A 19,894-nucleotide genomic window follows, 5' to 3' on the forward strand; every position below is an offset into this window, starting at 1 on the left:
TCATGATGAACATTGCAGGTCTTGGCCGTTTTGCCGCTGCGACGATCGTTCTTTCCGGGCTTGCCTTCGGCACCGCCGTCAAGGCGCAGGAAGTCTCCGAGGAGCAGTTGAAGGCGTCTCGCGCGGCGATTGACGCGATCGGCGCCACCGCCCAGTTCGACAACATTCTGCCTGGTCTTGCCGAGCGCCTGAAGGCCGGCCTGATCCAGGATTCGCCGAACTACCAGGACATCATTTCGTCGACGGTCGACGCGCAGGCGCTGGCGCTGGCGCCCCGCCGCGGCGATCTGGAGAAGGAAGCGGCACTCACCTATGCCAAGACCTTTACCGCCGACGAACTGAAGGCGATCGCCGACTTCTATAATTCCGACGTCGGCAAGAAGCTGCTGCGCGACGGCCCGGTCGCCTCGCGCGAGACGGCGAAGGCTGCCGACATCTGGGCGCAGGGCATTTCCCGCGACCTGGAAAAGCAGAGCAATGCCGAACTCTCCAAGGTCATCAAGGCGCCGCCGCCGGCAACCGACAGCCCGGTGGCACCGGCTCCGGCGCCCGCACCGGCTGCCCAGAAATAAGGTCTGTCTCAGCGGATTTGCAAAAGCCCGGCATCGTCCGGGCTTTTTTGCTATGATGGAGGCCGCAATACCGAAGAGGCTTTGGTGAGGCAACATGTCTGCTGATGACGAGGCTGTGCGAGTGCGGGTATCAGGCAGGGTCCAAGGTGTCGGATTCCGCATGTGGGCGCGCGATGAGGCGTTGCGGCTCGGGCTCACAGGTTGGGTGCGCAATGAAGCGGACGGATCTGTCGCCGCTTTGATCGCAGGCCCCGATACCGCCATCTCGACAATGATCGAGCGTTTCAGCCGCGGGCCTTCGGGGGCATCGGTTTCAGCCGTTGAGACGAAAGCGACCCAGCTTGCGGAAATGCCGACGGATTTCCGCATCACCGGTTGAAAGCGGCAATCCGCCAAGAGATAGGCATCTCAGACGCGCCGGACGCTCAGCCCCAATCCTTCGAGCTCTTGGCCAATTGCCATACACCCGTTTCATCCGGCTCGACGCGCTTGTTGCCGCGGTAGAAGATCGGCAGTCCTGTTTTCTTGTCCATCGCGAAGCGGCTCGGCGCGTATTTTTCGTTCTCGTGGCCCTGGATGGCGAGGCCGAGCGCTTCCTTGAATTTGCCAGCCTTGCACAGGTTGGCGAAGAGAGTCTGATCCATCGTTTGCTCCGGCTTCTTTTTACTGCATGGATTTGCCTGCCAGCCTCTGGCGACCGGGTCAACCCGTTTGCCGGGAAGATTCGGCGAGGCGAACGGGATGATGAGAGGAGCGGGCTTTTGTTTTCAGTGCGATCGCCCCCAGAGCCTTTCCTGGTTAGATTGAAGCATTCTGTTGGCTCAAACGGAGTCGGATGGTCGACCGGCCGGCGCGCGTCGTAGCCCGGCTCTACGGCCAAGCCGGCCGGTCGATCAGCCGGCCCGTTTCAGCCAACCCTCCCGCAGATTTGCCTGGCAAATCTGCAAGACTTAAAAATCGCCGGACGCACTTATCGCTTCGCCATGGCGAAGCGGTGCGGCCGGTGGGCCGGGCATCTCTAGCCAGGATCAAAGGCGATCGGCTCGGACGTACCTTGGGGTATGCCCATCGCCAATCGCCTTTGCCCTGACGAAAACCTGCTCCGGCAGAATGCTTCAATCTAACCAGGAAAGGCTCTATATCAGGAACATCCTTCCTGCGATTCCCTTCCGGAGTTCCTCATGTCTTCCTACGACTACGACCTCTTCGTCATCGGCGGCGGTTCCGGAGGCGTGCGCGGCGCGCGTGTCGCGGCCTCGCTCGGCAAAAAGGTGGCGATTGCCGAGGAGTACCGCTACGGCGGCACATGCGTCATTCGCGGCTGCGTGCCGAAGAAGCTTTTCGTCTATGCTTCGCAGTTCCATGAGCATTTTGAGGATGCGGCCGGCTTCGGCTGGACGGTCGGTGACAGCAGCTTCGACTGGAAGAAGCTGGTGGCGGCCAAGGATGCCGAAATTGCCCGGCTGGAAGGCCTCTACAAGAAGGGTCTCGCCGGCGCCAATGCCGAGATCCTGGAAACGCGCGCCGAACTCGTCGACGCCCATACGGTGCGGCTTGTGAAAACGGGTCAGACGGTGACGGCAAAGACGATCATGATCGCCACCGGCGGACGACCGAACCCGCATGCGGCCCTTCCCGGCCACGAGTTCTGCATCTCCTCCAACGAGGCCTTTCATCTCGAAGAGCTGCCGAAATCGATTGTGATAGCAGGCGGCGGCTATATCGCCGTCGAGTTCGCCAACATCTTCCACGGCCTCGGTGTCGAGACCACGCTGATCTATCGCGGCGCCGAGATCCTGTCGCGCTTCGATGAGGATCTGCGGCGCGGTCTGCATGAGGCGATGGTCGCCAAGGGCATCCGCATCCTCTGCCACGACACGCTGCAGAAGGTTTCGAAGGGTGAGGGCGGCCTCGTTCTGGAGGCCCTGAACAGCGGCACGCTGCAAGCCGACGTCGTCATGCTGGCGCTCGGGCGCGATCCGAACACCGAAGGCCTCGGCCTCGATGCGGCCGGCGTCGCCGTCGACGAGCGCGGCGCGATTATCGTCGACGACTATTCCCGCACCAATGTCGAAAACATCTATGCGCTCGGCGATGTCACCAACCGGGTACAGCTGACGCCGGTGGCGATCCACGAGGCGATGTGCTTCATCGAGACCGAGTACAAGAACAATCCGACCCGGCCGGACTACGAGCTGATCCCGACCGCCGTCTTCTCGCAGCCGGAGATCGGCACCGTCGGTCTTTCGGAAGAGGAGGCGGGCAAGCGCTACGGCGAGCTCGAGGTTTACCGGGCCCAGTTCCGGCCGCTGAAGGCGACGCTTTCCGGCCGGGCCGAGCGAATGATCATGAAACTGATCGTCGATGCCGCAAGCCGCAAGGTGGTGGGCGCCCATATCCTTGGCCACGATGCCGGCGAGATGGCGCAGTTGCTTGGCGTCACGCTGAAGGCCGGCTGCACCAAGGACGATTTCGACCAGACCATGGCGCTGCATCCGACGGCGGCCGAAGAACTCGTCACCATGTACGCGCCGACCTATCGGGTCCGTGACGGGCAGCGCATCTGAGTTTTCCCGTGCGCGCCTAGCTGGTGATGCGCGGCGCGCGGATGACCTTGAGGAAAAGCGCCTTCATCGCATCGGCAATACCTTCGGTCGGCGTCACCTCGAAATAGAGGCCCGGCGAAGCGCATGCCTGCATTCTCGTCGGGATTTCGCCCTGGAAGGGCTTGATCCACGTGTTGTACCAGTTGTTTTTCGGCAGAGGCAGGTAGGTGGTGTAGAGCACCGCGATCCGGATGCCCTTGTCCTTCAGCGGTTGGCAGAAGGAAGTGTCGATCGGCTCCTGGCAGCGATTGCCGGTCAGTTTCTTGGTGCAGCCCTTCGGCTTTTCGCTGTCGCCGACGCCATCCGAGACGAAGAACAGGATCTTCTGCGGAGTCGTGGCGGTGCTGCCGTCGCCGGGGGTGGTGACGATGTCTTTCATCTGCGTCAGGGCGCTGTCGAAGCTCGTTTGCTGGTCGTTGTTATAACCCTGATAGGGAATGGTCATCAGGTCGACGGCGTCGGTATAGCTGCGCACCTTGTCGAGATCGTCCGTCGGGTCGGATATGGTGGTCAGCTTGGCATCCTCGGCCTTGGTGCCGAAGGTATAGACCCCCATGCGGAACTGATTGGTAGAAACACGCGTCGACTTGGCGGTCAGCGTCAGCTCCTTTGTCGCTTGCCGCACGACGTCGATGCGCATGCTGACGCCGAGCTTCTTGGCGAGATTGTAGTAGTTGTTTTTGTTCTGAGTTTCGTGGCAGGCGAAGGCGCAGCTATCGCTGGTGTTCTTTTCCATCGCCGCGACGTCGGTCGCGGTGGCGCCGACGCCCATCGAGGGGGTGTTGTCGAGCAGGATGTAGAAATCCATGAAAGACGCGGTCTGGTATTCGGCCGTCGCCGTGCCGGAGATGGTGATCGAATCCTTGCCGAGAACGCGCATGAAGGTGGTGGGCACTGTTGCGGTGAAAGAAACCTGCGAATTCAGCTTGTTGGCGGTCTTGGTAACGTCGATGCCGAGATCGACATTCACGTTCGCCAATTCTCCCGATACTTGCGACATGAAGATGCTGCGAGCATCGGTCTTGCCAAGCGAGATCGTGCCATTGCCGCTCATGGTCATGGCGGCGGCGACCGCGCCGGATTTTTCGGCGATCGAGCCGACGGCGGCGGCGTCGGCGGCGGCAAAGAGCTGCGTGCGCAGGCTCAGGGCGTGACCGAAATCCACCGCCATGCCCGCCGTGCCAAGAAGCGGCACCATCAACAATGCCGTCATGATGCCGAAATTGCCTGAACGATCCGATACGAAGCGCGACGGAAGGATGGCCATCACAGGTCCCCGATGTTGAAACTCCTTGCCGTTTTACATTTAAATTCTGAAATATAGGGAAATCGACGTGGTATATGCCGGTTTAACGATGGAATCGGCGATTTTTGCTACCTATGTGCGAGCATCGGGTGATGGCAGCGGCGCGGCATGGAGCTTGCGGCGAATGGCCTTTGCAAGCCCGATCTAAAGGTCTATAAGCCGCCGCAATCAAGGATAGGTGCATCCCAGGGACGGATGTGAATGAGGTGAGTGAGATGGCAGAGAATTGGACCCCGAGCAGCTGGCGGCAAAAGCCCATCCTGCAGGTTCCGGAATATCCGGATGAGGCCGCTTTGGCGGCAACGGAGGCCACGCTCGCCAGCTATCCGCCGCTCGTCTTTGCCGGTGAAGCGCGCCGCCTGAAGAAGCATCTCGCCAATGTCGCAGAGGGCAATGGCTTCCTGCTGCAGGGCGGCGATTGCGCCGAGAGCTTCGCCGAGCACGGCGCCGACAATATTCGCGACTTCTTCCGCGCCTTCCTGCAGATGGCCGTCGTGCTGACCTTCGGCGCGCAGCTGCCGGTCGTCAAGGTCGGCCGCATCGCCGGCCAGTTCGCCAAGCCGCGTTCCTCGAATGTCGAGAAGCAGGGTGACGTGACGCTGCCGGCCTATCGCGGCGACATTATCAACGGCATCGAATTCACCGAGGAGTCGCGCATTCCGAACCCGGAGCGTCAGGCCATGGCCTACCGCCAATCGGCTGCGACGCTGAACCTTCTGCGCGCCTTCGCGATGGGCGGTTACGCCAATCTCGAAAACGTCCATCAGTGGATGCTCGGCTTCGTCAAGGACAGCCCGCAGGGCGAGCGCTACCGCAAGCTTGCCGACCGCATCAGCGAAACTATGGATTTCATGAAGGCGATCGGCATCACCTCGGAAAACCACCCGAGCCTGCGCGAAACCGATTTCTTCACAAGCCATGAGGCGCTGCTGCTCGGCTACGAGGAGGCGCTGACCCGCGTCGATTCCACCTCCGGCGACTGGTATGCCACATCAGGCCACATGATCTGGATCGGCGACCGCACACGCCAGGCCGACCATGCGCATATCGAATATTGCCGCGGCATCAAGAACCCGATCGGCCTGAAATGCGGCCCGTCGCTGCAGGCCGACGACCTGCTGCAGCTGATCGACATTCTGAATCCGGCTAACGAAGCCGGGCGCCTGACGCTGATCTGCCGCTTCGGCCATGAGAAGGTCGCCGAAAACCTGCCGCGGCTCATCCGCGCCGTCGAGCGCGAGGGCCGCAAGGTCGTCTGGTCCTGCGACCCGATGCACGGCAACACGATCACCCTCAACAACTACAAGACCCGTCCCTTCGAACGGATCCTGTCGGAAGTCGAAAGCTTCTTCCAAATCCACCGCGCCGAAGGCACGCATCCCGGCGGCATCCATGTCGAGATGACCGGCAAGGATGTGACGGAATGCACCGGCGGCGCCCGCGCTGTAACCGCCGACGACCTGCAGGACCGCTACCACACCCATTGCGACCCGCGCCTCAACTCCGACCAGGCGCTCGAACTTGCCTTCCTGCTTGCCGAGCGCATGAAGGGCGGTCGCGACGAGAAGCGCATGGTCGCCAACGGCTGAGATACCGGAAACGGATGACGAAAAACCCGGCGCGAGCCGGGTTTTTTTATTGTTGCGGAGTCGACAATTCCGTCAGATGCTCGCCTGGACGCTGTGCAGGTTGGCATAGACGCCGTCATGCGCCATGAGCTGGTCATGGGTGCCCTGTTCGACGATGCCGTCTGCCGTCAGAACCAGGATCCGGTCGGCATGGCGGACGGTCGACAGGCGATGGGCGATGACCAAAGTGGTTCGCCCGTTCGAGAGATTCAGCAGCGCCTGTTGCACCGCCCGTTCGCTCTCATTGTCGAGTGCGCTGGTCGCCTCGTCGAAAATCAGGATCTCCGGATCCTTGAGGAAGGCGCGGGCGATGGTGATGCGCTGGCGCTGGCCGCCGGAGAGCTTGACGCCGCGTTGGCCGATATCGGTGTCATAGCCCTGGGGCAGGGCCATGATGAAGTCGTGCGCATTGGCGGCGCGGGCGGCCGCTTCCAACTCCCTATCGCTGGCGTCGGGCCTGCCGTAGCGCAGGTTCTCCGCCACGGTGCCGGCAAAGAGATAGACATCCTGCTGCACCACTCCGACATGACGCCGCAGCGAGGCCAGCGTCACATCTCTTACATCGGTGCCGTCGATGCGGATTGCGCCGGCCTCGACATCGTAGAAGCGTGGGATGAGCGCGCACAGCGTGCTCTTGCCGACCCCGGAAGGACCGACCAGGGCAACGAACTCGCCCGGCGCGATTGTGAGCGATAGCCGCTCCAGCACCCGCGGACCATCGGCCTCGTAGCCGAAAGCGACATCGGTAAAGCTGATCTCGCCTTTGGGCGCCGGCATCGGCTGGGCGGCCGGCCGGTCGGTGATATCAGGGTCGATCTCCAGGATTTCCATCGCCCGGATGAAACCGGTATAGCCTTCCTGCCAGAGACGCACGAAATTGGCGAGCCGCTGAACGGGGTCGACAAGGACGGCAACGCAGAGCAGGAAGGTCAGCATATCGGGGACGGTGAGATGCTCTGCCAGGATGCGTAAGCCCCCGACGACGATCACCAGTATGGTGACGAGCTGGGCGAAAGTTTCGGTGCCGACAGAAAACCACGCCTCGCTGCGGTAGCCGTCGGCGCGGCTTTGCAGGAAGCGCCGGTTCTGCTCGGCGAAGCGCTGCCTTTCCAGTGCCTCGTTGGCGAAGGACTGAACGACGCGGATGCCGGCGAGCGCATCCTCCACGCGCTCGTTGACGGCGGCGATCTGGTGCTTGCTGGCTTCGAGCGCGCGGTTCATGCGCCGGTTGAAATAGAGCGCATAGATCACCGCGACAGGCGTCAGCAGCAGGATGAGGCCGGCCAAGGGCGGATCGATGAAGAATAGCACCAGCATGGCGCCGCCATATTTCAGCACGGCGATGAAAAGGTCCTCTGGACCGTGGTGAAACAGTTCGCCCAACCAAAGGCTATCGTTAGTGATGCGGCTCATCAGCTGGCCGGTGCGCTGGCGATCGTAGAAGCTGAAGGAGAGCTTCTGGCAATGCTCGAAGAGCTCCTGCCGGACCGTCGCCTCGATGCGGGCGCCCATGACGTGGCCGCGATAGTCTACGAAGAAGATGGCGACCATCTGGACCGCCAGAACAGCCAGCATCACGCCGCCCATCGCAAGGATGTGTGTGAAAGCTTGTGGCGCGTCAGGCAGCGTGAGAAGCCGGCTGGTGACGACATTGGCGCAGAGTGGCAGTGCGATCGCCGTGCCGGCGACGAGGATGGCGCACACCAGATCCGCCAGCAGCAAAGGCAGATGCGGGCGATAGTAGGAGAGGAATTTTCGCATGCGCGACCGGCGCCGCTCGCGGTCGGCAGCGTTCGAATGGTCGGGGAAGAGTTTCAGGAAGGGGTTATGGCGTCGCGAGCTTTTCCTCGCGCGGGCGAACCGAATATTCATGAGGCAGAATGTCCTTGTGGGCGATGTTTCCTTTCTGTTTGGACAGGGTCGCTCTCATGTCAGTCTCCCTAGGGTTGTGTGAATTGCATCACGATTATCGCCCACAATGGCGATTGATGCAACCGGCGATGGGAGGAGGGTGGTGACTGTTGTTGACCGGCAACAGTGTGTCTCAAGCCAAATCACCGGCGGCCTTCAAAATTTCTGATGATTTTGTTGAGCGGAATGGATTTGACGGCAAGCGCGATCGGCGGCAATTTTCACTCATAAAATGGGAGAGCGATTATGACCGAACGGCATACAGGCGGCTGTCTTTGCAGCGCCGTGCGATTTTCAATTGGGTCAAAGCCCGGACCCGTCGTCGGCTGCCATTGTTCGCAATGCCGCAGGCAGACCGGGTTCTATTACGCCGCAGTCAACGTGCCGCGCGCAGCCCTCTCGGTGGAGGACGCCGGCGCGATCCGCTGGTATCGCTCGAGCGCCGAAGCCCAGCGCGGCTTTTGTTCGAATTGCGGCTCGGCGCTGTTCTGGCAGGGCGATCAATCGCCCGAGATTTCCGTGATGGCGGGCGCCTTCGACGAACCAAGCGGTCTTGTCTTCAGCCACCATATTTACTGCGCCGACAAGGGCGATTTCTACGAGATATCAGATGGGCTGCCGCAATATGACAGGTATCCCGTTTAGATTGACAATAGTGGGTCGCCGAGGCTAGACTTGGTGTGCTGCGTAGGGCGCTTCGGACCAATGCCGAAAGGGCAATGCCCGCCTACACTGTATTAACAGTTGCGCCCATGCCGAATCTCGAAAACCTCAAAAAACAGGCCAAGCAATATCTGCGGTGGCATCGTGAAGGCTACTATCCGGTGGCGGCCGAAATCAGAGCAGCCTTGTCCCGCTTCCAGCATCTTGATGACAAGGAAGTGCTGGAAGCGAGCTTCAGGCTCGCGGACGCGCAGGATCTAATCGCGCGTCAGTTGGGGTTCGAGGGATGGCAGGCGCTCAAAACAGGAGCCGCAGTCATGGCAGATCCGAAAAAGCAATCCACACCTGAGCCCGTTCTGCGTTCGATATCGGCCCAGCTCTTCGTTGCCGACATCGAGGCGTCGTGTCAATTCTTCACCAGCCAACTCGGCTTCACGATCGACTTCCTTTACGGCGATCCGCCTTTTTACGGGCAGGTTATCCGCGACAATGCGCAAATCGCCCTGCGGAAGGTGTGGGAGCCTGTGTTCGTCGGCGACATCAGGCAACGCGAACATCTGCTTTCAGCGTCGGTTGCCGTCGATACGTCGGACGAGATCAAGCGCCTCTTCCTGGATTTCCAGGCCGCTGGAGTGCCGTTTCACCAAACCTTGAGGAAAGAACCCTGGGGCGCCAGAAACTTTATCGTGCTCGATCCGGATGGAAATCTTATCCTGTTTGCAGGCCCGGGTGATTGATCCTTGCGAGGGCGGCTAGCTCTTTGCGGAAAGCGCGGCGCTGAGGCGGGCGACATCCTCGCGCAGCGCCGTCAACTCTGTCAGCACGCTCATGTCGATCTTCTGGTGGAGCGAGAGTACCTCGAGTTCGGCCTTGAGATTGACTTCGTAATCCTTGGCGGCCTCGAAGCGGTCACGTTCGGCCTGGCGGTTCTGCGACATCATAATGATCGGCGCCTGGATGGCGGCCAGCATCGACAGGATCAGGTTGAGGAAGACAAAGGGATAGGGGTCGAAAGCGCCGGTCGCCAGGATGATGGTGTTAATCAGTGTCCAGACGACAAGGAACGCCAGGAAGGCGAGGATGAAGGACCAGGAACCGCCGACGCGGGCGATGCCGTCGGCGACACGCTCGCCGAACGAGGCCTCGGCGGAAAGAGCGGCGTTGACGTCGGTCGAGATGACCTTGCGCTCGTGCGCCCTTGCGAGCACGCGCTTTTCGATATCGCCGAGTTCGTTGGCCGGCTTGTCGAAATGATGGTGCATGAAGTTCGAAAGATTAGACATTGCCTGTTTCCGGTGCCGGTTATCGCTAGGATCGCTTTCGGGGCCAGTATTCCGCTCTGCCGGCAAATTGCAATGCGTATCGATGCCGCGTCGCGCCGTGCGATTCGTTCATAAAAATTTCGTCTCTGGGAAGCGCCGCTTTCGGGGCGAACATGTTGCCGTTGCGGAAGGCGCAGGCTAAATAAATGACATGACACAGGAAAACGCTCTCTCCGATATCCTCCGCATTGCCATCGGGCAGCTCAACCCAACGGTCGGCGATGTCGCCGGCAATCTCGCCAAGGCACGCGAAGCGCGCGCCGACGCGGGCCGGGAGGGCGCGCATCTGCTCGTTCTGACCGAGCTTTTCATTTCCGGTTATCCGCCTGAAGACCTGGTGCTGAAGCCGGCCTTCATCCGCGCCTGCTGGAAAGCGGTCGAGGCTCTCGCCGCCGACACCGCCGATGGCGGGCCGGGCATTCTCATCGGTTTTCCCCGCCAGGACGAGACCGGGCGCTTCAATTCCGTCGCCGTGCTCGACGGTGGCAAGGTGATCGCGGTGCGCGACAAGATCGATTTGCCGAACTATGGCGAATTCGACGAGAAGCGCGTCTTCAACCAGGGCGCCATGCCGGGGCCGGTGAATTTTCGCGGCGTGCGCATCGGCATTCCGATCTGCGAGGATATCTGGGGCGATCTCGGCGTCTGCGAGACGTTGGCCGAAAGCGGGGCCGAGATTCTGCTGTCGCCGAACGGTTCTCCCTATTATCGCGGCAAGGTCGATATCCGTCATCAGGTGGTGCTGAAGCAGGTGATCGAGACCGGCCTGCCGCTGGTCTATGCCGCTCAACTCGGCGGTCAGGACGAGCTTGTCTTCGACGGCGCCAGCTTTGCCTTCAACGCCGACAAGTCGCTTGCCTTCCAGATGAGCCAGTTCGAGACGGCGTTGGCGGTGACCACATGGAAGCGCGGCGAGGCCGGCTGGCACTGCGCCGAAGGGCCGATGGCGCATATCCCGGAAGGCGAGGAGGCCGATTACCGCGCCTGCCTGCTCGGCTTTCGCGATTACGTCAACAAGAACGGCTTCAAGACGGTGGTGCTCGGCCTTTCCGGCGGCATCGACTCGGCGATCTGCGCGGCCATCGCCGTCGATGCGCTGGGCGAAGAGCGGGTGCGCACCGTCATGCTGCCATACCGCTATACATCCGAGGATTCGCTGAAGGACGCCGCCGACTGCGCCAAAGCGCTCGGCTGCCGTTACGACATCGTGCCGATCGAACAGCCGGTGACGGGGTTCAGCAGCGCGCTCGCCAGCCTCTTCGAGGGTACGGACAGCGGCGTCACCGAGGAGAACCTGCAGAGCCGGGCGCGCGGCGTCATCCTGATGGCGATCTCCAACAAGTTCGGCGCAATGGTGGTGACGACGGGCAACAAATCGGAAATGTCGGTCGGCTACGCCACGCTCTATGGCGACATGAACGGCGGCTTCAATCCGATCAAGGACCTCTACAAGATGCAGGTCTATGCACTGTCGCGCTGGCGCAACGAGAATGTGCCGCCGGGTGCGCTCGGGCCGTCGGGCGAGGTGATCCCGAAAAATATCATCGACAAGGCGCCATCGGCCGAACTGCGTCCCGACCAGAAGGATCAGGATTCGCTGCCGCCCTATCCCGTGCTCGACGATATTCTCGAATGCCTTGTCGAAAAGGAGATGGCGGTCGATGAGATCGTCGCGCGCGGCCACGACGTCGCCACCGTTCACCGCGTCGAGCACCTGCTCTATCTCGCCGAATACAAGCGCCGGCAATCGGCGCCCGGGGTAAAGATCACCAAGAAGAATTTCGGCCGCGACCGGCGCTATCCGATCACCAACCGGTTCCGCGATCGCTAGCGCGATCGAATACAAGGGAGGAAACATGCGCAGCTCGGTTGAGATCTACAATGTCAGGACGGGCAGGGCGCGCGAAGTCTGGCAGACGGACAAGCTGGTGGAGGCGCCGAACTTCTCGCCTGATGGTTCCTACCTGCTCTTGAACGGCGACGGTCTGCTTTTCCGGCTGCCGCTTCACGGCGGCGAAGTCACCCAGGTCGATACCGGCTTTGCCGTCAACTGCAACAATGATCACGGCATTTCGCCCGACGGCACCGAGATCGTCATCTCCGACAAGACCGAATTCGGTAAGTCGACGATCTATATCCTGCCGATCGAGGGCGGCACGCCGCGGCTGATCACCGAGAACCAGCCCTCCTATTGGCACGGCTGGTCTCCGGATGGGCGTCAGCTCGCCTATTGCGGCATCCGCGACGATCTCTTCGACATCTATACGATCTCCGTCGACGGCGGCGCCGAGACGCGGCTGACGCATGGCGAGGGCCGCAACGACGGGCCGGATTATTCCGCCGACGGGCAATGGATCTATTTCAATTCCAGCCGCACCGGTTTGATGCAGATCTGGCGCATTCACCCCGATGGCACCGGGCTGGAACAGGTAACCTCGGACAATCAGGGCAACTGGTTCGCCCATCCGTCGCCCAGGAATGACAAGGTGCTGATCCTGTCCTACGACCCCTCGGTGTTCGACCATCCGCGCGACCTCGACGTGCGGCTGCGGCTGATGGATATGGACGGCGGCAATCTGAAGACGCTGTTCGAGCTTTTCGGCGGGCAGGGCACGATCAACGTGCCCTGCTGGTCACCAGATGGTGACGAGTTTGCCTATGTCAGGTATTTCCCGGTGAGATCTTGAGAGCGGCGCGCACTGCCATTTGATGATGGCGCGGTGGGGTGACAAGTTTCTCCTGCCGCACGACACAGGCGCTAAACTGCTTGCCGGCCAATATAGAGCGCACAGTTTTACACATCAATTTAGGATGGGGTGGTGGTAGGCATCACAACAAAGCCTCATGCAACCTTTCTGAAATAGGCATTGGCCATACGATGGGGAAATCGATGCCGAATATGCCTGTAATTTCAGCTATGCGACTCCGTATGCAGATAGTTCTTGTACTGATGCTTTGCTTCCCAAGTATGGCAGCCGCAACGCCTGCCTGTCGCGGAAATACGCTGGCGAATGCCAAGGTCGTGGTCGAGGCACGCGTGAAATCGCTCTCCATCGGAGAGTCCGGTCTGTTGCTCCCTAGAGATTTTCCGAAACGGATGATCCGGGTCGACCTAGAGATCAAGAGGGTCATCAAGGGCACCTTCACCGATAAGGAGGCGATATTGTATGGTGCCCCTTATCCTCCTCCGGAAAGGATGTTTGAGCTAAGCATAATGGCTTTGACAACTGGGATGGGTGGCCATGACACCTTTGAGTGGGAACTTTCGGCCAACAAAATAAACAGCGACGTGTCCTTCTTTTCATTGAACAATTGTAACTACTCAAAATTCCCGGATGAGCTTGACTTTTTACAGCGGCGCCGGCCTTGATGCCCATCAACTAATGGGCCTAGATAGGTCCCGCCAATGAGTTTAAAGGAAGTCGCTCGATCGTGCGCACCGTATTGTTCGGGACATTAGCCATCATAATCTGCTGCCCCATTTTACTCTTTGCCGCGTTTCCGGTGGAGTACCTCCGGTCGTTCGGACAATACCAAGAGTCTCAAGCTTTAAATCAGATGGCGGTTCCCATCGCCAAATTCTATATTCAGCACGATATGAGATATGCTTGTGGTAACGAGACGTACTTCAGGAATCACAATGCCATGAGCTTTTTCGATGACCTGCCGCTTTCGCCGGAAGAGGAGCTTATGCTCCAGTCACAGGACAAGATTGTGCTCCTGTTTTTAAGTGACGTCGTTTATGACGAGAATGAATATCTCGACTCTATCCGAACCGTGACCGCTTATAATACGGTCGTCGCCTCTAAGTGCCTGCACAGGCGCACGTCGTGAAAAGCCCTCACCGGCGATCGAGCCAACATTAATGACGGGGTGGTGGGTGGCGAAATTGTACTTTAACAATCACCGTCTCAAGTTTTTACCGAGCAGGAAGCTTAATTTCAATAATACCTGAAGAACGAGCGATCCTTAAGGCTCTGGCCTCCATGTGTGTTCAGTATATGGATGATGGTCGAGACGGGCTGGTTCACAAGTCCATGGGTGCCGGCGAAGGCGCGGTCGAAGTGCTGGCTTCCTATGGTCTGGTCAAACCGGAACCATGGGGCGGCTTCTGGACCGATGAGGGCCTGCGTCTTTTGGACGAAGATTGACCTGTGAATGGGCGGCGGGATATCTGCCCGCCGCGCTTGATAGTGCCACTCAGGCCGCAACAGCAGCCTTGCGGCGGTCGCGGACGGCTTTGGCCAGATCCTCGAGCGCATCGACCGACATGTCCCAGTCGATGCAGCCGTCGGTGATCGACTGGCCGTAGACCAGCGGCTTGCCGGGAATCAAATCCTGGCGGCCGGCGACGAGGTTGCTCTCGATCATCATGCCCTTGATGTGGTGGTTTCCGGCGGCGACCTGCGCGGCCACGGATCTGACGACGCGCGGCTGGTTCATCGGGTCCTTGCTGCTGTTGGCATGGCTGGCGTCGATCAGGATACGCGGGGCTACACCGAGTTTGACGGCTTCGCCGACCACAGCTTCGACATCGGCCGCTTTATAGTTCGGCTGCTTGCCGCCGCGCAGAATGATGTGGCAGTCCTCGTTGCCTGTCGTCGAGGCGATCGCCGCTTGTCCGTCCTTGGTGACGGCGGGGAAATGGTGCGGCTGCGATGCGGCCAGGATTGCATCGAGTGCGACGCGGGCGCTACCATCGGTGCCGTTCTTGAAGCCGATCGGGCAGGAGAGGCCGGAGGCGAGCTGGCGATGGATCTGGCTTTCGGTCGTGCGGGCGCCGATTGCGCCCCAGCTGACGAGATCAGCAATATATTGCGGTGTGATCGTGTCGAGGAATTCGACGCCGGCCGGCAGGCCCATGGCATTGATGTCGAGCAGCAGGCGCCGGGCGATGCGCAGCCCTTCCTCGATGCGGTAGCTGCCGTCGAGATGCGGATCGTTCATCAGGCCCTTCCAGCCGACGGTGGTGCGGGGCTTTTCGAAATAGACGCGCATGACGATTTCGAGGTCGTCGGAGAGGCGCTGTCGCTGCTGCTTGAGCCGCTCGGCATATTCCCGGGCGGCAATCGGGTCATGGATGGAGCAAGGGCCAATGACGACAACCAGGCGATCGTCTTCGCCCTGGAGGATCTTGTGGATTGCATCACGATTGCTGGTCACGGTTTCGGTGACCACGGCGTCGCGGTGGATTTCCGCAAGGATATCGGCAGGTTTGGTCAGCGGGGTGATCTCGAGGATTCGCAGATCATCAATGGTATCGGACACGGTATGGCTCCTGTTTGGTCATACCGTGCGGAACAAAAAAAGCCGCCAGGTAGACTAGCGGCTGTTCGGGTTGTCGTCGCGCAGAATTCAGTTACGCATGGACCCGCATCCGCTGAGAGCAGCGGTACGCATAAAATCGCGAGGCGTAGTTTGAAGTGATCGACATGACGCGTATGTAACGTCACGGCCGCCTGATGTCACGCAGAATTTGCGGCGGCTTCTGCGGGACCGCCAATCGCTCAGGCGGGGAGGCAGAAAGCATATCGCCCAAAAGCGCGCTGCTTCCGGGCGATATGAACTGAGAATCTGAATCAGAGAGCGTCGACGTTCACACCGACGGTGATGGCGCCGATCGGCGTTCCCTTGTCATCGGATATCGTGACGCTTGCCTGCGACTGCAGCGTCTGGGTCGATTCATCCTTTTCGATCTCGTCGACGAAGACGGCGTCCTTGCCGGCACCGAAGGACTTCTGGAACTTGCCCTCGTCACCCTGCCAGTAGTCGGAAGTCGGATCGCTTTGACCGACGTTCAGGCCCTTGGCGTCCATGACGAAGATTTCCGAAATCTTGCCGTTGGAAGCAGCCTTCTTTTCCTGAAGGAACTTCGACAGCGCATTGCCGAGAACGCCGTCGATCATCGAATGGTCGGAGCCATCGACTTCGGCGCGCCACTTCTTGTCGAGGGTGTCGATATCGGCCTGGCTGAGATTGGCGTTTGCGGCGTTCTGCGCCTTAATGGCCTCGATGATAGCAGGGTCGTTCAGCCAGGGTTTTACGTCGCTCGTCACGTAGTCGGAGATCGGGGCAAGCTTGGCATCCTGCGCCATGGATACGCCCATAGGCACGGCGACTGCGGTGCAGGCCAAAAGAAATGCGGTCACAACTTTCTTCATAACTGTTCCCTTCCCGATTTTGGGGTGTTGAGGATTAAAGCTTAGCGAACGAGGTCGGCGTCAGAACTCTTCCCAGGCGCCGGGAGCGGCGGCGACGGCGGCGTTACCCGCATGGCGCTGCGAAAAGTTCCTCTGTTCCGGACGGGGTTGACGAATGCTCGGTTGAGCGGATCTGGGCTGGCTGGCGGCAGAGACGGCAACGGTGAACCTGCCGGCCGAGTCCTGCAGAAGGCGTCCCTGCGTGCGCAGTTCCTGGCAGGCCGCGTTAGTCTCTTCGACCATGGCTGCGTTCTGCTGTGTGGCCTGATCCATCTGATTGATCGCACCGTTGATTTCCTGCAGACCCGTCGCCTGTTCGCGATAGGAGTGGACAATCGACGCGATGCTGTCGCTGATGCGGTTGATCTGCTCCTCGATCTTCAAGAGGGCATCGCCGGTCTCGTTCACCAGCCCGACGCCGGCTGCCACTTCCTGGCCGGAGACGTTGATCAGGTTCTTGATTTCCTTTGCCGCATTGGCGGAGCGCTGGGCGAGTTCCCGCACTTCCTGTGCGACGACGGCAAAACCCTTGCCGGCTTCGCCGGCACGGGCGGCCTCGACACCGGCATTCAGTGCCAGCAGGTTCGTCTGGAAAGCGATTTCGTCGATGACGCCGATAATGCGGCCGATCTGGCTCGATGAGGTCTGGATCCTATCCATCGCTCCGATCGCATCGCGTACCACCGTTGCCGAGACATGGGCGCTGCGCTTGGTTTCCTCGACCAGCTTGCCGGTATCTTCGGCCCGCTGCGACGAGGTTCTGACCGTCGTCGTTACCTCATCAAGGGCCGCGGCGGTCTGTTCCAGGGCGGCGGCCTGTTGCTCAGTCCGCCTGGCGAGCTGATCGGCGGAGGATGCCAGCTCGCTCGAGCCGCCTTCAACCGCGACGGAGGCAGTCTTGATTTCCGTCAGCGCGGCTGCGACCGCATGAACCATATTATTGAAATCCTGCCGCAATTTATCGAATTCTGGGCCGAGATCGGCGAGCTGTATCGAGAAATCGCCGGCGGCGAGTTTTTCCAATTCATTTGCTAGCGCTGTCATGACCAGCCGCTGAGCGTTGCTGGCCTCTTCCGTCAACAAGGTGTTGCGCGCCCGTTCGGCGTCGAACGAGGCGCTCTGTTCGGCCGCTGCTTGCTCTCTTTCGACCTTGGCAATCGCCTCATTGCGGAAAACTTCCAAGGCACGTGCGAGGAAGCCGATCTCGTCGCCATTTTCCCGGTAGGTGACGGGAGAGGCCAGATCGCCCTTCTGCAACGCGCTGATTCTTTCACTGAGAATTCTGAGGGGGCGGCCGACGAGGCTGCGCATGGCGAGAAGAAAGGCGACAACCGCCATGGCGGTAATCGCGAACTGCGTCAGCAGCGAAATCAGGACCTTCTGCTTGACTTCGGCAGCGATTTTTTCGATCGACCAGTTGGTGACGACGTAGCCGGTGGCCTTGCCAGACTTATCCAGCGGAAGCGGCGCGATGATCGTGACCACGCCGGCAGATATTCCGCTGTCATCGATCGTCGTTTTTTCGGGCTTGGTGCTGAGGCGTTTCGCCAGATCGGCCGGTGCGGGCAGACCGTCAATGCCGTCGCGCGTCCACGTGTCGACGGCGGCAGGTTCCGCGTTGAAGGCAGCAAACTGCACCAGGTCGAGCGAGGGATCGTCGCGGTAGAGCGAATAGGCCTCGCGAACGGCGTTCGCCTTGCCCCATTTTACGCCGCCGGCAGCCAGGGACGCAAACTGCTCCGCATCCTTGGACCAGTTCGCCTTGGCGCCATCGATCAACGCCCTGGTTTCGTACATCCAGGTGTAGGTTGCAAAAGCGGAGATGCCGCAAAGGTTGACGGCCACGATAATCGCCGCCAGCTTGGCTGTCAGAGGCATCGTTTTCAAAAGTTGGAACATGCCGCGGGGGCCTCGAAACGCAGCTCAGTCGGATATGTTCTCGACCAGCCTATCAACACGGGCATCCACGCCGGCAGTCGCAGCATGAGCACTCATGCCCATGTCCCCCTTGCGACCCAAAACGCGCAGACGCAGTGTGTCTTTGATGTGTGAATAAATCATAAAGTAGAATGGGATACCGGCGCGGACCGGCGTTTCGGCCGGCCTTGATCGCCGAGAGCTGCTTTTCTTGCGAAATTAGGGGCTGTTTTCCGCCATGGCCCCGTCGGGCTCGATCCCGCGATGCTTGCGGCGGCGCGTCGTCAGCTCCGCGCCGGCATCGCGCGGCAGGCGCAGGAAGGTGATGCAGGCCAGCGCCGAAATGGCAGAGACGCTGAAAAAGGCGATGTGGAAATCCGAAACCAGCAGCCTGCCGCCGTGGAGACTGCTCGAAATTTCCAGGATGCTGCCGGCAATCGCCACACCCATCGCCATGGAGATACGCTGGGCAACAGCGTTGATCGCGGTCGCCTGGCTGCTGTCGGCATCGTCGACATCGCCGAAGGCCATGGCGTTGACGCCGGAAAAGGCCATGGAGCGGAACAGGCCGCCGATCAGCAGGCAGGCCATGATCAGCGGCAGCGGCGTTGCAACGGTGAAGAGCCCGTTGATGCCGAGGAAGATTGCCGCCAGCAAGGTGGTGATCGATATGACGGTTCGGAAGCCGAAGGCATTGAAGGTGCGCGAAGCGGCGAATTTCGACCCCATCGAGCCGAGCGCGCTGACGAAGGTGACCGAGCCCGATTGCAACGGCGTCAGGCCGAAACCGAGCTGCAGCATCAGCGGCATCAGAAAGGGCAGAGCGCCGAGGCCCATGCGGAAATTGGAGGCGCCGAGGATAGCCGCCCGGAACAGCGGGTAGCGGAACATTTTCGGATCGAGAAGCGGATGGGGCGCGCGGCGGGCATGCAGAAGGTAGATAGACCCGGCAAGGATGCCGATCGCCACGGTGATATAACCGTAGATGATGGGCACGGCCGGCAGGCTGATGACCGACAGGCCGAAGACGAAGCCGGAAAAGCCGATGCCGCAAAGGAAGAAGCCGGGAAAATCCATCGGCCGCGGACTGCGCGGCTCGACCGCCGGCAGGAAACGCGTGACGAGGATAATGCCGGCGACGCCGATCGGGACGTTAATCCAGAAGATCCAGTGCCAGGTGAGATAGGTGGTCAGAAAACCGCCGATCGGCGGCCCCATGATCGGGCCGATCAGGGCGGGAATGGTAAGCCAGGCCATGGCATCAACGAGTTCGTGGCGCGGCGTTCCCCGAACCAGCAGCAGGCGGCTGACCGGCGTCATCATCGAGCCGCCGGCGCCCTGGATCAGCCGCGAGACGACGAAAGCGGCGATCGAATTGGAAAAGGCGCAGGCGACCGAGCCGATCATGAAGACTGAGATTGCCAGGCGGAAGATGTTGCGCGCGCCGAAACGATCGGACATCCAGCCGCTGATCGGGATGAAGATCGCCAGCGCCACGAGATAGCTGGTGACGGCAAGCTTCAGCGCGATCGGCGAGGTGCCGATATCGGCGGCGATGGCCGGCAGGCTAGTGGCGATCACGGTCGAATCCATCTGTTCCATGAACAGGGCGACCGCAAGGATCATGGGCGTCAGGCGGGACACGGGCAACCGGGGTGCTGCGAGGGACTGCATCGTCCATACGCCGTCGGCGATGATAAGGCCATAGAAACGATCGATGAAGGGGTTTGGCGAGCTGCTTCAAACCGACGCGGGGCGGGGTGAGCTCA

The 19,894-nt window shown here is 60.6% G+C and carries 19 protein-coding genes; 11 read left to right on the forward strand and 8 right to left on the reverse strand.

Translation table 11 applies throughout. The features are described 5' to 3' along the window. The first annotated feature begins 2 nt into the window (after positions 1-2). Both FFM81_RS09415 and FFM81_RS09420 read left to right on the forward strand, forming a co-directional pair. On the forward strand, positions 3-572 hold the full coding sequence (locus FFM81_RS09415) for a DUF2059 domain-containing protein (protein WP_003569079.1): 570 nt from the start codon (positions 3-5) through the stop codon (positions 570-572). Positions 573-666: 94 nt separating this feature from the next. Then, entirely contained in the window at positions 667-951 is a 285-nt protein-coding gene (locus FFM81_RS09420) for an acylphosphatase (RefSeq protein ID WP_003569077.1), read from the forward strand. 46 nt (positions 952-997) lie between these two features. Here FFM81_RS09420 and FFM81_RS09425 read toward each other — a convergent pair whose 3' ends face one another. Next, positions 998-1,216, reverse strand: coding sequence for a hypothetical protein (locus FFM81_RS09425; RefSeq protein ID WP_003569075.1), 219 nt, complete (start codon positions 1,214-1,216; stop codon positions 998-1,000). Between the two features lie 537 nt (positions 1,217-1,753). Between FFM81_RS09425 and gor the strand changes: the two genes are divergently transcribed. Continuing rightward, the gene (gene gor / locus FFM81_RS09430; protein WP_003569074.1) at positions 1,754-3,139 is read left to right on the forward strand and encodes a glutathione-disulfide reductase; all 1,386 of its coding nucleotides are present in this window, start codon (positions 1,754-1,756) and stop codon (positions 3,137-3,139) included. A 16-nt stretch (positions 3,140-3,155) separates the two neighbouring features. Here the strand turns inward: gor and FFM81_RS09435 are convergent, their stop codons facing one another. Beyond that, positions 3,156-4,445 carry a vWA domain-containing protein gene (locus FFM81_RS09435; protein WP_003569073.1) on the reverse strand — a complete coding sequence of 430 codons (1,290 nt, stop codon included), beginning with the start codon at positions 4,443-4,445 and terminating at the stop codon, positions 3,156-3,158. A gap of 254 nt (positions 4,446-4,699) precedes the next feature. Here FFM81_RS09435 and FFM81_RS09440 point away from each other — a divergent pair, with 254 nt between their 5' ends. After that, a complete protein-coding gene (locus FFM81_RS09440) occupies positions 4,700-6,073 on the forward strand; it encodes a class II 3-deoxy-7-phosphoheptulonate synthase (RefSeq protein WP_003569072.1) in 1,374 nt (457 codons plus the stop codon). Between the two features lie 72 nt (positions 6,074-6,145). On the opposite strand, the gene FFM81_RS09445 is transcribed toward FFM81_RS09440, so the two are convergent. Beyond that, positions 6,146-7,984 (reverse strand): ABC transporter ATP-binding protein, encoded by a 1,839-nt coding sequence (locus FFM81_RS09445; RefSeq protein ID WP_003569071.1) that lies wholly within the window; start codon positions 7,982-7,984, stop codon positions 6,146-6,148. A gap of 285 nt (positions 7,985-8,269) precedes the next feature. Between FFM81_RS09445 and FFM81_RS09450 the strand changes: the two genes are divergently transcribed. Beyond that, entirely contained in the window at positions 8,270-8,668 is a 399-nt protein-coding gene (locus FFM81_RS09450) for a GFA family protein (protein ID WP_003569069.1), read from the forward strand. 107 nt (positions 8,669-8,775) lie between these two features. After that, entirely contained in the window at positions 8,776-9,423 is a 648-nt protein-coding gene (locus FFM81_RS09455; RefSeq protein ID WP_025416320.1) for a VOC family protein, read from the forward strand. 15 nt (positions 9,424-9,438) lie between these two features. Here FFM81_RS09455 and FFM81_RS09460 read toward each other — a convergent pair whose 3' ends face one another. Then, positions 9,439-9,969, reverse strand: coding sequence for a DUF1003 domain-containing protein (locus FFM81_RS09460; RefSeq protein WP_003569068.1), 531 nt, complete (start codon positions 9,967-9,969; stop codon positions 9,439-9,441). Between the two features lie 190 nt (positions 9,970-10,159). Here FFM81_RS09460 and FFM81_RS09465 point away from each other — a divergent pair, with 190 nt between their 5' ends. The 5 genes from FFM81_RS09465 (at position 10,160) to FFM81_RS09485 (ending at position 14,159) form a co-directional block, all read left to right on the forward strand. Next, complete coding sequence (locus FFM81_RS09465) at positions 10,160-11,839, forward strand: NAD+ synthase (protein ID WP_003569066.1); 1,680 nt, start codon at positions 10,160-10,162, stop codon at positions 11,837-11,839. A 25-nt stretch (positions 11,840-11,864) separates the two neighbouring features. Continuing rightward, on the forward strand, positions 11,865-12,695 hold the full coding sequence (locus FFM81_RS09470) for a TolB family protein (RefSeq protein ID WP_003569065.1): 831 nt from the start codon (positions 11,865-11,867) through the stop codon (positions 12,693-12,695). A 203-nt stretch (positions 12,696-12,898) separates the two neighbouring features. Beyond that, a complete protein-coding gene (locus FFM81_RS09475; protein WP_003569063.1) occupies positions 12,899-13,378 on the forward strand; it encodes a hypothetical protein in 480 nt (159 codons plus the stop codon). Positions 13,379-13,440: 62 nt separating this feature from the next. Continuing rightward, positions 13,441-13,842, forward strand: coding sequence for a hypothetical protein (locus FFM81_RS09480; RefSeq protein WP_138384211.1), 402 nt, complete (start codon positions 13,441-13,443; stop codon positions 13,840-13,842). A 167-nt stretch (positions 13,843-14,009) separates the two neighbouring features. Then, positions 14,010-14,159, forward strand: coding sequence for a hypothetical protein (locus tag FFM81_RS09485; RefSeq protein ID WP_342635245.1), 150 nt, complete (start codon positions 14,010-14,012; stop codon positions 14,157-14,159). Between the two features lie 49 nt (positions 14,160-14,208). Here the strand turns inward: FFM81_RS09485 and FFM81_RS09490 are convergent, their stop codons facing one another. The 4 genes from FFM81_RS09490 to FFM81_RS09505 all read right to left on the reverse strand — a co-directional run bounded on the left by FFM81_RS09490 (position 14,209) and on the right by FFM81_RS09505 (position 19,751). After that, complete coding sequence (locus tag FFM81_RS09490; RefSeq protein ID WP_138384212.1) at positions 14,209-15,276, reverse strand: 3-deoxy-7-phosphoheptulonate synthase; 1,068 nt, start codon at positions 15,274-15,276, stop codon at positions 14,209-14,211. A gap of 311 nt (positions 15,277-15,587) precedes the next feature. Beyond that, positions 15,588-16,169 carry a cache domain-containing protein gene (locus FFM81_RS09495; RefSeq protein ID WP_003569057.1) on the reverse strand — a complete coding sequence of 194 codons (582 nt, stop codon included), beginning with the start codon at positions 16,167-16,169 and terminating at the stop codon, positions 15,588-15,590. 60 nt (positions 16,170-16,229) lie between these two features. Further along, positions 16,230-18,107, reverse strand: a complete 1,878-nt coding sequence (locus tag FFM81_RS09500; RefSeq protein ID WP_138384213.1) for a methyl-accepting chemotaxis protein — start codon at positions 18,105-18,107, stop codon at positions 16,230-16,232. Between the two features lie 237 nt (positions 18,108-18,344). Next, the gene (locus tag FFM81_RS09505; protein WP_138384385.1) at positions 18,345-19,751 is read right to left on the reverse strand and encodes an MFS transporter; all 1,407 of its coding nucleotides are present in this window, start codon (positions 19,749-19,751) and stop codon (positions 18,345-18,347) included. Positions 19,752-19,894 lie beyond the last annotated feature (143 nt).

It is taken from the genome of Rhizobium hidalgonense (assembly GCF_005862185.2).
GTDB lineage: Bacteria > Pseudomonadota > Alphaproteobacteria > Rhizobiales > Rhizobiaceae > Rhizobium > Rhizobium hidalgonense.

What these genes read in the sequence shown, in the direction of transcription:
- FFM81_RS09435 (WP_003569073.1), bottom strand. Translation starts at nt 4,445, where the DNA reads ATGGCCATCCTTCCGTCGCGCTTCGTATCGGATCGTTCAGGCAATTTC.
- FFM81_RS09455 (WP_025416320.1), top strand. Translation starts at nt 8,776, where the DNA reads ATGCCGAATCTCGAAAACCTCAAAAAACAGGCCAAGCAATATCTGCGG.
- gor (WP_003569074.1), top strand. Translation starts at nt 1,754, where the DNA reads ATGTCTTCCTACGACTACGACCTCTTCGTCATCGGCGGCGGTTCCGGA.
- FFM81_RS09485 (WP_342635245.1), top strand. Translation starts at nt 14,010, where the DNA reads ATGGATGATGGTCGAGACGGGCTGGTTCACAAGTCCATGGGTGCCGGC.
- FFM81_RS09460 (WP_003569068.1), bottom strand. Translation starts at nt 9,969, where the DNA reads ATGTCTAATCTTTCGAACTTCATGCACCATCATTTCGACAAGCCGGCC.
- FFM81_RS09450 (WP_003569069.1), top strand. Translation starts at nt 8,270, where the DNA reads ATGACCGAACGGCATACAGGCGGCTGTCTTTGCAGCGCCGTGCGATTT.
- FFM81_RS09415 (WP_003569079.1), top strand. Translation starts at nt 3, where the DNA reads ATGATGAACATTGCAGGTCTTGGCCGTTTTGCCGCTGCGACGATCGTT.
- FFM81_RS09470 (WP_003569065.1), top strand. Translation starts at nt 11,865, where the DNA reads ATGCGCAGCTCGGTTGAGATCTACAATGTCAGGACGGGCAGGGCGCGC.
- FFM81_RS09505 (WP_138384385.1), bottom strand. Translation starts at nt 19,751, where the DNA reads ATGATCCTTGCGGTCGCCCTGTTCATGGAACAGATGGATTCGACCGTG.
- FFM81_RS09440 (WP_003569072.1), top strand. Translation starts at nt 4,700, where the DNA reads ATGGCAGAGAATTGGACCCCGAGCAGCTGGCGGCAAAAGCCCATCCTG.
- FFM81_RS09425 (WP_003569075.1), bottom strand. Translation starts at nt 1,216, where the DNA reads ATGGATCAGACTCTCTTCGCCAACCTGTGCAAGGCTGGCAAATTCAAG.
- FFM81_RS09420 (WP_003569077.1), top strand. Translation starts at nt 667, where the DNA reads ATGTCTGCTGATGACGAGGCTGTGCGAGTGCGGGTATCAGGCAGGGTC.
- FFM81_RS09445 (WP_003569071.1), bottom strand. Translation starts at nt 7,984, where the DNA reads ATGAATATTCGGTTCGCCCGCGCGAGGAAAAGCTCGCGACGCCATAAC.
- FFM81_RS09500 (WP_138384213.1), bottom strand. Translation starts at nt 18,107, where the DNA reads ATGTTCCAACTTTTGAAAACGATGCCTCTGACAGCCAAGCTGGCGGCG.
- FFM81_RS09495 (WP_003569057.1), bottom strand. Translation starts at nt 16,169, where the DNA reads ATGAAGAAAGTTGTGACCGCATTTCTTTTGGCCTGCACCGCAGTCGCC.
- FFM81_RS09475 (WP_003569063.1), top strand. Translation starts at nt 12,899, where the DNA reads ATGCCGAATATGCCTGTAATTTCAGCTATGCGACTCCGTATGCAGATA.
- FFM81_RS09465 (WP_003569066.1), top strand. Translation starts at nt 10,160, where the DNA reads ATGACACAGGAAAACGCTCTCTCCGATATCCTCCGCATTGCCATCGGG.